The sequence below is a fragment of the Mycobacterium haemophilum DSM 44634 genome, assembly GCF_000340435.2.
Lineage (GTDB): Bacteria > Actinomycetota > Actinomycetes > Mycobacteriales > Mycobacteriaceae > Mycobacterium > Mycobacterium haemophilum.
In genome coordinates this window covers 2344609-2359027 of sequence record NZ_CP011883.2, presented here as the reverse complement: position 1 = coordinate 2359027, position 14419 = coordinate 2344609, and the positions used below count along the sequence as shown (strand labels likewise).

Sequence of the window (14419 nt, the reverse complement as noted above, 5' to 3'; positions counted from 1 at the left end):
GCCGTGGACGGTAGCCGATCGTGCAATGAGCCGGCTTGGAGCGGCCACTACATTGGCCGGTGTGGGTTTGTCACAGCGCTGGGACCGGTTAGCCGTATACGCGATAGCCGTCATGCCGCTGATCGGACTCATGCCAGTTGGGCCGAGCGCGGCAGATCCGGCGTGCGCTAACGGGCAGCCCGACGCCACGCCGGTAGGCAAGGGCCGGCATGTGATCGTTGACTACTTCAAGGCGGTCAACAACCAGGACTACGTCACCGCATGGGGCTATTTGGGGCCGACGATGCGCGCGATGTACGGGGCGACAACACCCGATCAGGACGCGGACGGCCTGTCGAGGTTCTCGTCGATCATGCGTCAACAGATAAAGTGTGTGCGAGTCACTGAGATCGCCAATGCGTTTCGTGTCGACCCGGATGTTTCGGCATCGCTCGGAATTCAGTGGTACCAGGTGACATTCGATGCGGAGTACATCACCCCATTCGGGTCGGGTGCAAACACGCTGCCGCCGTTCTACAAGACGCATGCCGACCCACATGAACCGGAGGCGCCCCCGCCACTCATTGTCGATCAGGCGACAAGGCCCTGAAGAGGGCCTGTCGTGAACGGTAGCTAGCGCACGCCCAATTCGCCGCTGAGGTATTGCGCGCGGCAAGCTCTGCGAGCCAGCTTGCCACTGGTGGTGCGCGGAATAGCGCCGGCCGGCAGCAAGCGTATGTCAGAGACGCACAACCCGTGGCGATGAAACACCGCTGCCACGATAGCCTCGATCGCTGGCTGCGGGTCGGCTCTGCTGGTGCCCGCTGCACGTTCGGCAATGATCACGAGTTGTGGACTCGTGTCGTCGCTAGTTGCTCGGGGAACTTCGTTGGGCGGCACGGAGAACGCCGTCACATATCCGCGCCGCACCAACGGCGATGCGTCCGCAGCGGTAGCCTCTATGTCCTGGGGATAATGGTTGTGACCATCGATGGTGATCAGATCCGCGATTCGGCCGGTGACGTAGAGCTCGCCGTCGAGATACACGCCGAGGTCTCCGGTACGTAGCCATGCGCCTTCGACGGCCGAGCCGTCAGCGTGACTTCCCTCCCTGAGCCGGGACCGCAGTTTGGCGCCGAAGGCCGCCCGAGTTTCGTCCGGCCGCCGCCAGTAGCCGTGGCCAATGTTGTTGCCCTGCAACCAGATTTCTCCGACCTCGCCGTCGGGTAGTTCTGTCTGGGATTCAGGGTCGACGATCACACCCCACTGGCTACGAGCTATCCGACCGCAAGACACCTGTGCCACCGCGTTAGCGGCATCGGCCGCGACGCGTACTGCCTTGCCAGCGCCCAATTGTTCTCGGTCCAAGTAGACAACCGTTGCCTGAGCGTTCGGCTCGATCGTCGCGACGAATAGGGTGGCCTCTGCGATACCGTAGGAGGGTTTGAACGCCGTACGCGGTAATCCGTACGGCCCGAACGCCTTAGTGAACGTCGTAACCGCCTCGATGCTGACTGGTTCGGACCCGATGATCAGCACGACGTTGCTGAGGTCGACATCGTCGCCCTGTGCGGGTAGCCCACGCTGCGCGGCCCACTCGTAGGCGAAGTTCGGTGCTGCGGTCACCACGCGGCCGTGCCGCGACCCGGCAGCTAACGCATCAATCCATCGCTGCGGCCTACGGACAAACGCAGTTGGCGCCATCAGCGTGGAGTGCCCGCCGTATACCGCCGGAAAACCGATCATCGACAGGCCCATGTCATGATAAAGCGGTAACCAACTGACGCCGTGGGTGTTCCGATTCAGCAGGTCGATCGACAGGATCATTTGCACCAGGTTGGTGCCGACCGCCCGATGGGTGATCTCCACTCCGACCGGGGGGCGGGTCGAGCCCGACGTATATTGCAGGTGGGAAATACCGTCAATGTCTACCTCGACAGGGGCGAAGTGTTCCCCCGCGGAATCGGGTATCTGATCGATGACAATGATTCGCGGTCTCCGCAGCTGCGGGAGGCTGATCAGAAAACTCTCAACCGCGTCTTTGGCTGCTGCTGTCGTGAGTACAGCGGTGGGCTCCGAATCGCGAAGCGCGGTATCGAGCCGTTCAGCATGGCCCGGCAGTTCAGGCGCGAACAACGGCACTGCTATGGTGCCCGCCTTAACCGCTGCGTAGAACCCGGCGACGTAATCGATGCCCTGCGGTGCAAGGATGGCAACTCGGTCACCATGACCGGCGAACTGTTGCACGTGTGCACCGATGGCTTGCAGTCGGGTACCGAATTGGGCCCAGGTCACTTCCATGGCCTGTCCCTCAGCGCGGGCGTAGTCCAGGTAACGATACGCTGTCGCGTCACCGACGTTTGCCACGTTGCGTTCGATGAGAGAGATCAGCGTGGTGTCAGGCGGCAATACGATGCTGCCGTCGGCAGCCAGGCAGTCCTCGATCACGAGCAGGCCTTTTGGAGCCACGGAGTCCTGCCGGGAACCGTAATCCATAGGCGCAGTCTATGCACCCGTCGATGAGGTGCTGACTGTGACGCGACGACGTGAAACTTGGCCGAGTTCGAGTCTGTTTTGACGTGAGCCCGGCGGGTCCTGACTCGCTGCTCGCCGCCGCCCAGGCGTGGGAACGCGTAGCTGCGGAGATGTCTTCCGAAGTTTTTGAGCCGTTTCATATTGACCTCCAAGAGCGGCTCGACGTGACCCGTAAAGAGATCAACTCCATCCGCGAGTCCTATTTGACTGCGCGTGCAGAGATGGTGTCCCCGCAGGAGATCGATAAAAACCGCAGTCGGCGGCGGTGGCTGCGGGCGACCAACGCATTCGGGCAAAATACTGCGAAGATCGCGGCCCTTGAGGCGCAATACGCGCAGTGGGTGTCGCCGCCGCCGCTCACCACTGCACCCGGATTGGCCAAGCCGGCTACCAGGGTCTAGCGCGCTGGCCCGGGTACTCGTGACGTGTCCGTGCGGCAATCCTGATCGGCATGCTCATGGCAGCCGCCGCACTCGTGTGGTTGATCGTCGACGAGTTCGTCTAATGTCGCGGGTCTGGTCCAAGCGCGAGAAATGCGGCAAAGGTAGGTCAATGACGACGAGACAGGCCCGACAGGACGCACGACGCGGCCTAATGCCGCACCTCACCAGGCTATGCGTCCGCTACGTCGAACGCTTTATGCCAGATCCGTACCTATTCGCCGTCATCCTTACCGTCATTGTGGTCGCGCTAGCCGCGCTGCTCGTCAAAGGCGCGACGGGCGCCGGCATGCTTAAGGCGTGGTACGGCGGAGTATGGGGATCGCAGAATATCTTCACCTTCGCGTTCCAGATGATGCTGATCCTCGTGACTGGCTACACGCTAGCCGAGGCACCTGTTCTGAAGAGGGCCATTGTCCATATCGCGAGTAAACCGAAGAATCAGGTTCAAGGAGCCCTCCTGTGTTTCGGCCTCAGCGCCGCCCTTTCCCTGCTGAACTGGGGACTCGGTCTCGTAGCGGGTGCGCTGGTCGCTCGCCAGGTCGCGAAGCGACTAGCGGACGCACATTTTGGCTATCTCATTGGGGCGGCTTTTATGGGCTTCATCGTCTGGACGCAGGGGCTGTCGTCGTCGATTGCGCTAGCCAACACCGACGCGAACAGTCCAATCAACGTGATACACAAGATGACTGGCAAGCTCGTGCCGCTAACGCTAACGATTTTCCAGCCCTACAGCTGGGTAGCTGCGATCGCGGTGCTTGTGCTACTTGCCATCGCGATCCGGCGGATGGAGCCGGCGCAGGCCCTCGAACCCGACCACGCGGTCTTCGAGGAAGAAAAGGAGCCGGTAGCGGTTGCGCCCGTTGACAAGCGGACGTTCGCTGAGCGGCTGGAAAACTTGTGGATTCTCAATGTTCTTGTCTTTATCGCGGGAATAACATACTTCTGGCTGAGCAGCTTTGCGCTGAACATCTCGTCGATGATCATGTTGTTCACTATCACGAGTGCGTTGCTGCACCGCACCCCGATTCGCTTCATCCGCGCATTCTCCGGCGCGGCGAAGGTTTCTGGTCCATTGCTGTTGCAATATCCGCTCTACGGCGGCCTGGTTGGTCTATTGGGTTATGTGCCTACCGAATCAGGCAAGCCGCTCCAGACTCTGCTCGCTGAGACACTCGTGACGGGCGCCAACGAGTACACCCTGCCGCTTCTCACCTTCGTCGGCTCGATCATCATCTCGCTGTTTGTGCCGTCCGGAGGCGGGCACTGGGCCGTGCAGGGGCCCATCGCGGTTGACTCTGCACTTGCTCTCGGTCAGCACTCACCGGCCTACCTCGGGCTAATCTCGATGTCGGTTGCGGTCGGTGAGGGCGTCGCTAACATGATTCAGCCGTTTTGGCTGTTGCCCCTGCTTGCAATTGCGAAGCTCAATGTCCGCCAAGTGATGGGCTTTACGATCATTGCTTTCCTGATCGGCTGTATGGTGTCCAGCGCCGCATTCCTTATCGCTCCCTATGCGCTGTGAAGTCATTGCGCCGAGATTTTGATGCCGATTCAGTTGCGCGACAAGCGGGTTTCCCGGGTAACGGGTGCCGCTCGAGTCGTGTACCTGGTAGTGCATCCGCAGCTCGCCTGGCCGTGTATGGGTGCCGCCGCCCACGGCGGTGGGCGTGACCACGATCCGATACTCGTCCACCAGGCCAGCCTGCACGATCGGTGCGGCCAGCGTCGCGCCGGCCACCTCCAGCCTGCCGTCGGTTTCAGCTTTCAGCTTCGTCACCACCTCGACCGGATCGCCGCGTTCCAGGCGGGAGTTCCAGTCGACGGACTTATGCGGACATCAGTTCGTAGAGCCGCCGCCCGTAGAACGACAGGGCGGTCTCCCGCTCGAAGTCGTTCCAGTACTGGTGCAGTTCTTCGCTCGGATCGGTCCAGTCGATGTTGCCTTGTGCGTCGGCGATATACCCGTCCACCGACACGTTGAAGCCATAGATGAGTTTGCCCATGGAGATCAGACTGCACCGGAGGGCAAAACTCATCGCGACGCCACACGAGATATTGTCAAATTCTTGTGGATGGGCGCTGAAGAAATTGCGCGCGCCGAAGCGGCGATGATGGATGTCGACATCACGAATCGACGGACATGAACCGGCAACCGAGAATCAGAAGTTCGCTCGGGTCAAAAATCGTTGCAGCGCAGCGAGGTCACCGTCCACTTGTACCTGATCGGGCGAGCAGCGGCCCCATAGCAGCAGTAGGAGGTCGGATGCCGTGGCGGTCACCGTGGCATCGGCCCGGACACAGGCTCGGGTCAGGTGAGATGAGCCGTCTCCGACGCGGATAGTCCAATTGTCTCCGCTGTCATTAGCGCGCAGGCAGATGGTTTGAACCAGGCCGCCTAAGTCTTGGCATAGACCAGGAAGCACCTCGTCGAGGAATTCATCGACTCCGTCGACTGCGAGCGCCTGTTCGACGGGCTCGTTGCATCCCATCGCGTTGAGGGCATCCCAGCAGTGCACGGCAGTTTCCTGGGCCACTCTGCGTTGAATGAAGTCCACCGTGTTGCGGCGTCCCCAAGTCCATGCTGTCGCATTAGGGGCAAGGCTTTCCAGGACGGTGGCGGTTAGTTCGGCACCCTCACAGAACCAAGGCACTAGGTCATCACCGCGGCGGCGGTGGGGCTCACTCCAAGTGTCGGGCCCAGCAATTGCATTGCTAGCGACCATCCTCCAGAACATGTGAACGATGCTGACATGCCATACCAAGTCAGCGACCTGCCATCCCGGACAGCTAGGCACCGCGCGGTCTAGCCGGTGTTGGACCGCATTAGCGATCCTGGCGGTGTCGCGGCGCAGGGCAGCGATGTGATCAGCCGGTTTCACAGCACGTCATAGTATCGCTGGCTCCGCGGCCTGCGCCTCTGGCAGCCATCGGTGAACTCGGCGATGAGATCGATCCCGCCGGTGCTCGAATCGCTTTCACGGCAACGTTACGGGAGAACCTTTGTGCGCCTTATCGAATGCCGGTTACATCCAGAGTTGCCCGAGGGCGTCAGCTAGGGCTTCCGGGTCCTGTTTGTCGGTATTGCAGCTGATGGCCAGCGATTTGAGCCGGTCCTTGCTGATGCGGAATGTCGTGACGAATCCGGCCCAGGTGCCGTCGTGCTCGAGCGTGCCGTTGGCCATCAAGTAGATCCCGGCGCCATAGCGGTCAGACCCACCCGGTTCGGTTTCCACCGAGCCGGACAGTTGTGCATCGAGTAGCTCTGGGCCGCCCACGATGCCGGTTCGGTAGTTGTCGGCCCAATAGACAAGCTGGCTAGGCGTGGTCTGAATGGCACCATCACCGATTTGCTCCCAGCTTGGTTTGGTCGCCTGGTACTCGTCGTCGCCCTTCTCATAGGAGACGGCCTTGTTGGAAATCTCCCCGACCGGATCCATAACCATGGTCAGACCAAGTGGATGGAAGATCTCTGCATCCAAGAACTGCGGCAGGGGTTCTGTCGATGCCCGATGGACGATCTCGCCAAGCAGCAGATAGTTAGAGTTGGAGTATTCGAATTTGGCGCCGGGCTGAAACTGCAGATTCGGGACCGCGGCCAACGCCTGCATGGCCTGGTCCTCAGTCGTGCGATCGCTATATTGAAATCCATCCGCTTGGAGCAGCCCGACATAGTCAGGGATGCCACTGGTTTGGTGCATCAGCTGTGCGAGAGTGACGGCGGCGGCCCATGGCGGCAGCTCAGGAACGTGTCGGGATAACGGGTCGTCGAGGGTTAGCTTGCCCCGCTCGGCCAACAGCAAGACCGCGGTGGCGGTGAACTGCTTGGACACCGAGGCAATGTCGAACACGGTGTTGGTGGTGATCGGGTCGCCGGTTGACATGTTGGCAATGCCGCGTACCCCAGTCCAAACGACTCTTCCTTTGAATCCGACCGCCGCCGAGCACCCAGGTGCGCCAACCTTGATGGCGTCGTCCAACACACGCTGGCTGCGGGCCCTGGTAACGGCGTCGTTTGTGGTAGTGGTGGCGGCGGGCGTCTTGCCTGAGCTGCCGCAGGAGCTGAGCAACAGTACAGCAGCGAGGAGCAGCAGCGGTCTTCGCATGCGCTTGGCCGCCGCGCTTCGACATTTCATAGTGAACCGTCCGGTATCGACGCAGATGCAGCGGCCGACACGGCCAACCCGTGAATCTGTGTACGGCTGAGGACAGACGGCTTCGCCATACCGTGAATGATTGCATCCGGGGTGCAGCTACCGCACGGCAGTGACGTTTGAGTTGTAGCAGGGTGCGCATACGATTTCCGGGGTAGGGGTACGCGGCAACGCCGTTCAGCTTTGTCACCAGGGAGTAAGGCATGTCGGATCGGAGATTTTCATTCGAGGTCACCCGGACTAGTAGTGCGTCGGCCGCAATCTTGTTCCGGCTTGTGACGGACGGAGCCAACTGGGCGAAGTGGGCCAAGCCGATCGTCCTGCAATCGAGTTGGGCACGCCTTGGTGATCCGGCGCCAGGCGGCATCGGGGCAGTCCGCAAGGTAGGGCTGTGGCCGATGCTAGTACGCGAGGAGACCGTCGAGTACGAGCAGGATCGTCGGCACCGCTACAAGCTGATCGGACCTCCGAGCCCAGCCAAGGACTACTTCGGCGAGGTGCTTCTAGCGCCGAATGCAGCAGGTGGTACCGACATCCGCTGGCGTGGTTGGTTTATCGAGAGAGTGCCTGGAACAGGTCCGGTGATGCGGGCAGCGCTTGAAGGGGCGGTTCGATATTTTTCGGGTCGGTTGGTCAAGGCAGCCGAACGTGAGTCCGGTGGCGGACGGTAACGTTTATCTTCAGGCCCAAGGGTTTTCGTTTCGTTATTAGTGGTGCGGCATTTGAGCAGTTACGTGGAGCCGACCTCGTCCTGGTATTTCTTGGTCATGTGCTCGATTGTCTGTAGCTGCGACTGCGCTAGGTCATCTCGTGCTTGGCTGGCTCGCGCGGCGGCATCGAGTGTCGGTTGCGCCTGGCCCGGAAAATGCGGCATCACTTCAGCGGCGAACAATTTCGGCAGAGCGTTTGGTCGCTGCGGGAATGCGGCTACCTTCTGGAAGTACCCGATGGACAGCAGACCGATGCTGTGCCTGCCCAGCTGGTTGGTTTCGAGAAGTTCACGCGTGTCAGTGAGAGTTATAGCCCGATCATCGCGAAATCGGTGGGCAGTTGGCCAGTCCGCTGCAGAAGACAAGTAACTGGTATGGGCACTTGCAGGTTGAGTCGTCCCCAACATCACCCGCGCCCCAGCACCGCTATCGCGAGTTTCAATACCACGCATTGCGCCTGGCCAGGCCAGGCGGTGGTCGTTTACCCTTCCTTGGTGATCAACCGCCGCAGCACGACGCGATCGGGGGTAAGCAGCTCAGCAATCCGCGGGTGGTTCACCTCGGCGACGATGATCTCGCCCACTTCCTGATAGACCTCGCTGAAGATGCCATGGGACTTCATCTTGGAGGTCTGATAGAGGTTGTCCTCGGTCGGTGTCACGTAAATCACCGCGTCGGCCTTGAAGCGGTGCACCAGCCAGAGGTGGATTAAGGTCATCAGTCGTTTCTGCCGAAGCTTCTCGGCGAAGGTGTTTTGGTCGCGCACCTGAAGGATGCTGCGACCGTGGCGATCTTTGATCGGATCGACGATGACGTTGGCCAGCTGCTCGTCACCGTTGCCGTAGATCCCGAGTTCGAGCACATCCGAGCCGGCGCGGCGAGGCCGCAATTGCACGCGGAGTTTCTCGCCGAGCTGGTAGTGCTCACTCCACAGCGCCAGCCATTCCTCGAGCAGTTTCTTCGGTACCTCGGTCTGCACGAGATGCTGGTGCTGGGTCGAGCCTTTGCCCATGGCCTTGGTTGTCGCCGTGCGTCCGGAGGACGCGGCCAGCGCGGCGTCGCTGCGCGGGCCGCCGACCAGGGTCTGCGGTGTGCGGTAGGGCGATTCGACAAGGCGCATCTTGCGCTGCAACCGAGCCAACGCCAGCATGCCGTCCTGCCGCAGCGCGGTGGCGAACTCCTCGGCGGCGACGCCGTCGATCTGATGCCCGCCGTAGGTAATGAAGTTGAAGACAAAGCCCATCTTGCCTAGCTCTTCGGGGAAGCGCTTCATCTCCTCGTCGGTCATGCCGGTGGTATCCCAGTTGAACGAAGGCGAGAGGTTGTAAGCCAGCATCTGGTCGGGGAACTCGGCGTGGATCGCCTCAGCGAACTGCCGGGCGTCGGCCAAATCCGCGGTCTTGGTCTCCATCCAAAGGATGTCGGCGAACGGCGCTACCGCCAGCGACTTGGCTATCGCATACGGGATGCCGCCGCGGATTTGGTAGTAGCCTTCCGGGGTCTTCGCCAGTTCGCAGTCCCAACCGGGGTCGGCGCCCAACTCCTTGGCTTTTTCGCGTGCGACGTACAGAGACGCCCGCCCGGCGAATCGCCGCCACTCCTCGGGGCTCATGCCGATCGGCTCGCCCTCGCTCTCGCCGAATTCGAGCACTTCTGCCACGGCTTCGCCGTAGGTCATCAGCCCGGCGTCGTCTTCCCAGGCGGCTACGAACTGCGATTCAACTTGGTCGAAGAGATCGTCGATCGATTGCTTTCCGTTCTCCTGCCACGCATTGACGGCGTCGGAGACCTGGCCCAGGATGCCTTGGCGGTCAAGCCATGCGCTCGCGGCAGCGTACTCGCCATCGGCTAGCGCGTAGAGGAGATGGCCATTGAGTTCCTTAACTCCCAGCTCGTAGAAACGCCGCACCAATGCCAGAAAGCACGACTTGTAAGAAGGAACCTTCAGGTTGGTGGCGCCCAGGAGGAACGGCTGGTCGCGTTCGTCGGCGCGGCTGTCAATTAGGTTGGCCGCCTCGGCATCTGTGCGCGCGACGATGATGCCGGGCACCCGCATGACGTCGAGCTGGAAGCGGGCGGCGTTGAGGCGCTTGATTTGTTCGTCCGAAGGCACCAGGACCTTGCCGCCCTGATGGCCACACTTCTTGGTACCTGGGCGCTGGTCCTCGATGTGGTATCCCGGAACGCCGACCTCAACAAATCGGCGGATCAGGTTGCGCACGTGCGGGTCACCGCCGTGTCCTGTGTCGGCGTCGGCGATGATGAATGGGCGGTAGTCAAACGCCGGGGTGGCGGCGCGCTGCTGTTCAGTCATGTGTAGCCGCAGATACTGCTGATTGCGGTCGGCGGCCAGCAGGGCACGCACCAGTACCGCGGCATCGTCTGGCACCTGGCTTAAGGGGTAGCTGGCGAGGTCAGGCCCGGGATCTTCGGTGGTGGAACCCTTAGCTGAAGTGGCCCAGCCGCCGAGGTAGATCGCCTCGATGCCCATCCGCTTGAGGCTGACTGCCTGCCCTGGCGAGTACGGGCCGAACGTCGTGACGCTCTTGCCGGCCGCGAATAGCTCGCGCAAGCGAACGTAGAAAGCCGCCGCGGCGTCTCGTGCCACGGTGTAGTCGGTGGGGATGGTGCCGCGCTGTTCTACGACCTGGCGGGCTGTATAGAGGCGAATGATCCCGGCAAAGCGTGGGTCGTCAAAGTATTGCTGCGCTGCGGCTATGTCTTTTTGAAAATCCTGCGCGAACGGCGTGTGGACTTCGGCGTCCGTTTCCATGATGGCCATGGGATTGCGCTCCTCCTTAGCCCGATTCCCCTAACGGACAGAGTGTATCCCCGGGTTGGTCAGTTACCTCACCGGCCGACCGCGACCGGTGGCGCCGGCCATCGCCGTGAGATGAATGAGAAAATTCCGAGGGCGTAGGGCGAGCGCTACGCTAACTCAGCGCAGTCTTCGTGGTTGATCGCCCGCAGTAGATCATCGCGAGCGCGTGCCACCCGGGAGCGAATGGTGCCGACGGGGCACCCACAGACCCCGGCCGCTTCGGCATAGGACAGCCCCAGCACCTGGGTGAGAATCAGCGCTTCGCGGCGCTCCCGCCCCAGCCCGTCAAGCAGAATGCGGATTTCCGCGGTGTCCTCGATCCGGCCGCCGCGACGACGCTGCCCAAGTGCGTCGTCGAGATCGGTCACGTGCGTGGTACGGGGCCTGCTTGCGTTGCGGCGGATCTGGTCGACGACTACGCGGCGCGCGATCGACAACAGCCACGTCCGAGCCGTCGATCGGCCGGCGAAGCGGGGCAGGGAACTGATTGCCCGCAGAAACGTTTCCTGAGTGAGGTCATCGGCGCTGTCGGAATCGGTGAGATAGGCGATCATCCGCCACACATCGCGCTGTGTGGCGGTGATGAACTGTGTCAATGCGGCCCGATCACCCTGTCCGGCGGATTTGGCGAGCTGAGTAATTTGGTCATCGTCGTCACTTATCGACACGCATAGCGAGCGTAGGCCACGATTCGCGGGAACTTGTGGCCAGGTCGTGACGACCCTCTCTAGGAATATGTTGTAGGAGGTGAAAGAGCCACATGTCGGCGACGTCCGCCGCGACCGAACAGCGTCCGTTGCCTGTGCAGCGGGTACAACTCGACATCACCGGGATGTCCTGTGTTGCGTGTGCCAAACGGGTGGAAAAGGTGCTCAACAAGCTGCCGGGCGTTTCGGCGTCCGTCAATTTCGCCACCCGAGTGGCGACCGTCGACGTCAGCGAGGACACCCAGACCACTGAGCTCTGTGAGGCGGTTCATCGAGCCGGCTATCGCGCCGCGCCGCGCGCAGACAGTGGGGAGGCCTTTCAGCGTGGGCAAGCGGATGCCGATGCCGATGACGCGCGATATCTACTGGTCCGGTTGGGGGTCGCCGCCGCGCTTTTCGTGCCGCTAGCCCACCTGTCGGTGATGTTCGCTGTGCTGCCCAACACCCGCTTCCCCGGCTGGGGATGGGTGCTGACGGCGCTGGCCATTCCGGTCGTGACTTGGGCGGCGTGGCCGTTTCATCGAGTCGCGATACGCAACGTGCGCTACCACGGCGCCTCCATGGAGACGCTCATCTCGATCGGTATCACCGCCGCCACAATCTGGTCGCTCTACACTGTGTTTGGCCATCATCAGTCCGCGGAGCACCGCGGCGTCTGGCAGGCGCTGCTGGGCAGCGACGCCATCTACTTCGAGGTCGCCGCAGGCGTCACGGTATTCGTGCTGGCAGGCAGGTACTTCGAGGCTCGCGCCAAATCACATGCCGGCGGCGCACTGCGGGCCCTGGCCGCGCTGAGCGCCAAGGACGTCGCTGTCGTGGCACCCGACGGTTCGGAAATGGTCATTCCGGCTGACGAACTCAATGAGCAGCAGCGCTTCGTGGTGCGCCCTGGGCAGATGATCGCCGCAGATGGGCTCGTCATCGACGGATCGGCCGTCGTCGACATGAGCCCGATGACCGGCGAAGCCAAGCCGGTCCGGGTGGACCCGGGTGCACAAGTCATCGGTGGCACCGTGGTGCTCAACGGGAGGCTGATCGTGGAGGCCGCCGCGGTGGGTGACGAGACGCAGCTCGCCGGCATGGTCCGTCTGGTCGAGCAGGCGCAGCAGCAGAATGCCAACGCCCAGCGACTGGCTGACCGCATCGCTTCGGTGTTTATCCCCTGCGTGTTCGCCGTCGCGGCCCTGACCGCCGTTGGATGGCTGATCGCCGGGGGCGGACCCGAGCGGGTGTTCTCGGCCGCAATTGCCGTTCTCGTCATCGCCTGCCCATGCGCGCTGGGACTAGCGACCCCTACCGCCATGATGGTGGCCTCCGGCCGCGGCGCCCAACTGGGGATCTTCCTCAAAGGCCATGAGTCGTTGGAGGCCACCCGCGCGGTGGATACTGTCGTCTTCGACAAGACCGGCACGCTGACGACGGGCCAGTTGAAGGTCAGTGCTGTGACGGCCGCGCCGGGCTGGCAGGCTAACGAGGTCCTCCAAATGGCGGCGACGGTGGAAGCGGCGTCCGAGCACGCCGTCGCGCTTGCGATCGCTGCGTCAACGACTCACCGAGAACCGGTCGCCGACTTTCGTGCAGTGCCCGGCCGCGGAGTCAGCGGCACCGTGGCCGAACGGGCGGTGCGGGTTGGCAAACCGTCATGGATCGCTTCCCGGTGCGACTCGGCCACGCTGGTTGCAGCCCGACGCAACGCCGAATCGCGCGGTGAGACAGCGGTCTTCGTCGAGATCGACGGTGAACCGTGTGGCGTCATCGCGGTAGCCGACGCTGTGAAGGCCTCGGCGGCCGATGCGGTCGCCGCACTCCACGATCGTGGTTTACGAACCGCGTTGTTGACCGGTGACAACCCTGCATCGGCGGCCGCTGTGGCGGCCCGTATCGGTATCGACGAGGTGATCGCCGACATCCTGCCCGAAGGCAAGGTCGACGTCATCGAGCAGCTGCGCGACCGCGGGCACGTGGTCGCCATGGTCGGTGACGGCATCAATGACGGGCCCGCACTCGCGCGCGCCGATCTCGGTATGGCGATCGGCCGTGGTACCGATGTCGCGATCGGCGCCGCCGACATCATCCTGGTCCGCGACAACCTCGATGTCGTACCCCTGGCACTCGACCTGGCCGCTGCAACGATGCGCACTATCAAGCTCAACATGGTATGGGCATTCGGGTACAACATCGCCGCCATCCCCATTGCCGCCGCTGGATTGCTCAACCCACTAGTAGCCGGTGCGGCCATGGCCTTCTCGTCATTCTTTGTCGTCTCAAACAGCCTGCGGTTGCGGAACTTCGGGGCCGCCCGCGGCGATACTGGATTGCGGCCGCTCCCCCATTGCGCCGTCGCACACAGGACGGTTAGGCCGCCGACCCATCGGTAGGCCATAGATGACCGCGTCGTCGCCCACGAGAGGCGTTCTGGGGCAACATGATATCGGGATCGGCGCCGACCGCATCATCGAGTGTCGGTCGCGGAGCCGAGCTGTGTCGCCACACCGCGATCGCAAGGACCGCGCCGACCGCCACCGGCAGATGCGTCAGAATTCGCAACGTGGTGGTGGCGCCGGCGAGTACATCCACGACGACATAGACCGTCAACAAACCGACGAACACCGTCAATACGCCCGCAAGCCCGGCAGCGGCGCCCGGCCACAGCGCCGCTGCCACCATGATCACACCGAGCGCAGCCGACCACGCAGTGGACTCGTTGAGCAGGTGGCTCCCGAAACTCAGCGCGCGATCGTGGGTCAGTCCGACGCTTATGCCGAGCCCCTGCACGGTTGCCAGGACGATCTGTGCGACGCCCACGCAAAGCAACGCCCAGCGCTGCCAAGTCATTAATGGACGTCGCCGCGGCCGTGCCGCCACGATCCCGAGGGCATCAACAGGTGTGGTAGCCGGCCGGGAATCGACCAGCTGACGCAGGTCGCGTGCTTGGTCAGCCACCTGATCAAACCAGGCACGGCATGCGGTGCACTCACCAAGGTGCTCATCGACACGTGCCGATGGCACGGCCTCTCGCTCGCCATCGAGTCGGGCCGACAACGCTTCGCGGGCCACCTCGCAATCCATGCCC

The 14419-nt window shown here is 62.5% G+C and carries 11 protein-coding genes and 2 pseudogenes; 5 read left to right on the top strand and 8 right to left on the bottom strand.

The window, feature by feature from the left end; all coding sequences use genetic code 11:
* Nucleotides 1-61: 61 nt before the first annotated feature.
* Nucleotides 62-589, top strand: coding sequence for a hypothetical protein (locus B586_RS11075; RefSeq protein WP_236971266.1), 528 nt, complete (start codon nt 62-64; stop codon nt 587-589).
* 23 nt (nt 590-612) lie between these two features.
* Here B586_RS11075 and B586_RS11070 read toward each other — a convergent pair whose 3' ends face one another.
* Nucleotides 613-2475, bottom strand: coding sequence for a fatty acyl-AMP ligase (locus B586_RS11070; protein ID WP_054879939.1), 1863 nt, complete (start codon nt 2473-2475; stop codon nt 613-615).
* Between the two features lie 83 nt (nt 2476-2558).
* Between B586_RS11070 and B586_RS11065 the strand changes: the two genes are divergently transcribed.
* Complete coding sequence (locus tag B586_RS11065) at nt 2559-2915, top strand: PPE domain-containing protein (protein ID WP_054879940.1); 357 nt, start codon at nt 2559-2561, stop codon at nt 2913-2915.
* 151 nt (nt 2916-3066) lie between these two features.
* The gene (locus B586_RS11060) at nt 3067-4479 is read left to right on the top strand and encodes a TIGR00366 family protein (protein ID WP_054880960.1); all 1413 of its coding nucleotides are present in this window, start codon (nt 3067-3069) and stop codon (nt 4477-4479) included.
* A 120-nt stretch (nt 4480-4599) separates the two neighbouring features.
* On the opposite strand, the pseudogene B586_RS11055 reads toward B586_RS11060, so the two are convergent.
* The 3 genes and pseudogenes from B586_RS11055 to B586_RS11045 all read right to left on the bottom strand — a co-directional run.
* Nucleotides 4600-4960: pseudogene (locus tag B586_RS11055) on the bottom strand (dihydrofolate reductase family protein); the annotation flags it as partial.
* Between the two features lie 156 nt (nt 4961-5116).
* The gene (locus B586_RS11050) at nt 5117-5836 is read right to left on the bottom strand and encodes a maleylpyruvate isomerase family mycothiol-dependent enzyme (RefSeq protein ID WP_054879941.1); all 720 of its coding nucleotides are present in this window, start codon (nt 5834-5836) and stop codon (nt 5117-5119) included.
* 144 nt (nt 5837-5980) lie between these two features.
* Nucleotides 5981-7090, bottom strand: a complete 1110-nt coding sequence (locus B586_RS11045; RefSeq protein WP_082607586.1) for a serine hydrolase domain-containing protein — start codon at nt 7088-7090, stop codon at nt 5981-5983.
* A gap of 221 nt (nt 7091-7311) precedes the next feature.
* On the opposite strand from B586_RS11045, the gene B586_RS11040 reads away from it, so the two are divergent.
* Entirely contained in the window at nt 7312-7779 is a 468-nt protein-coding gene (locus tag B586_RS11040) for an SRPBCC family protein (protein ID WP_054879942.1), read from the top strand.
* Nucleotides 7780-7838: 59 nt separating this feature from the next.
* On the opposite strand, the pseudogene B586_RS20900 reads toward B586_RS11040, so the two are convergent.
* From B586_RS20900 to sigC, 3 genes and pseudogenes are all read right to left on the bottom strand, one after another.
* Nucleotides 7839-8028 (bottom strand): annotated as a pseudogene (locus B586_RS20900) (LLM class flavin-dependent oxidoreductase); the annotation flags it as partial.
* A 271-nt stretch (nt 8029-8299) separates the two neighbouring features.
* Nucleotides 8300-10600, bottom strand: coding sequence for an isocitrate lyase ICL2 (gene aceA, locus B586_RS11030; RefSeq protein ID WP_047314101.1), 2301 nt, complete (start codon nt 10598-10600; stop codon nt 8300-8302).
* A gap of 146 nt (nt 10601-10746) precedes the next feature.
* Nucleotides 10747-11307: an RNA polymerase sigma factor SigC gene (gene sigC, locus B586_RS11025; RefSeq protein WP_082607585.1), complete on the bottom strand. Its 561-nt coding sequence runs from the start codon at nt 11305-11307 to the stop codon at nt 10747-10749.
* 92 nt (nt 11308-11399) lie between these two features.
* Between sigC and B586_RS11020 the strand changes: the two genes are divergently transcribed.
* Nucleotides 11400-13724, top strand: a complete 2325-nt coding sequence (locus B586_RS11020; RefSeq protein ID WP_156406754.1) for a heavy metal translocating P-type ATPase — start codon at nt 11400-11402, stop codon at nt 13722-13724.
* Here B586_RS11020 and B586_RS11015 read toward each other — a convergent pair.
* Nucleotides 13702-14415: a zf-HC2 domain-containing protein gene (locus tag B586_RS11015; RefSeq protein ID WP_047314102.1), complete on the bottom strand. Its 714-nt coding sequence runs from the start codon at nt 14413-14415 to the stop codon at nt 13702-13704. The two genes, B586_RS11020 and B586_RS11015, sit on opposite strands and share 23 nt — an antisense overlap.
* Nucleotides 14416-14419 lie beyond the last annotated feature (4 nt).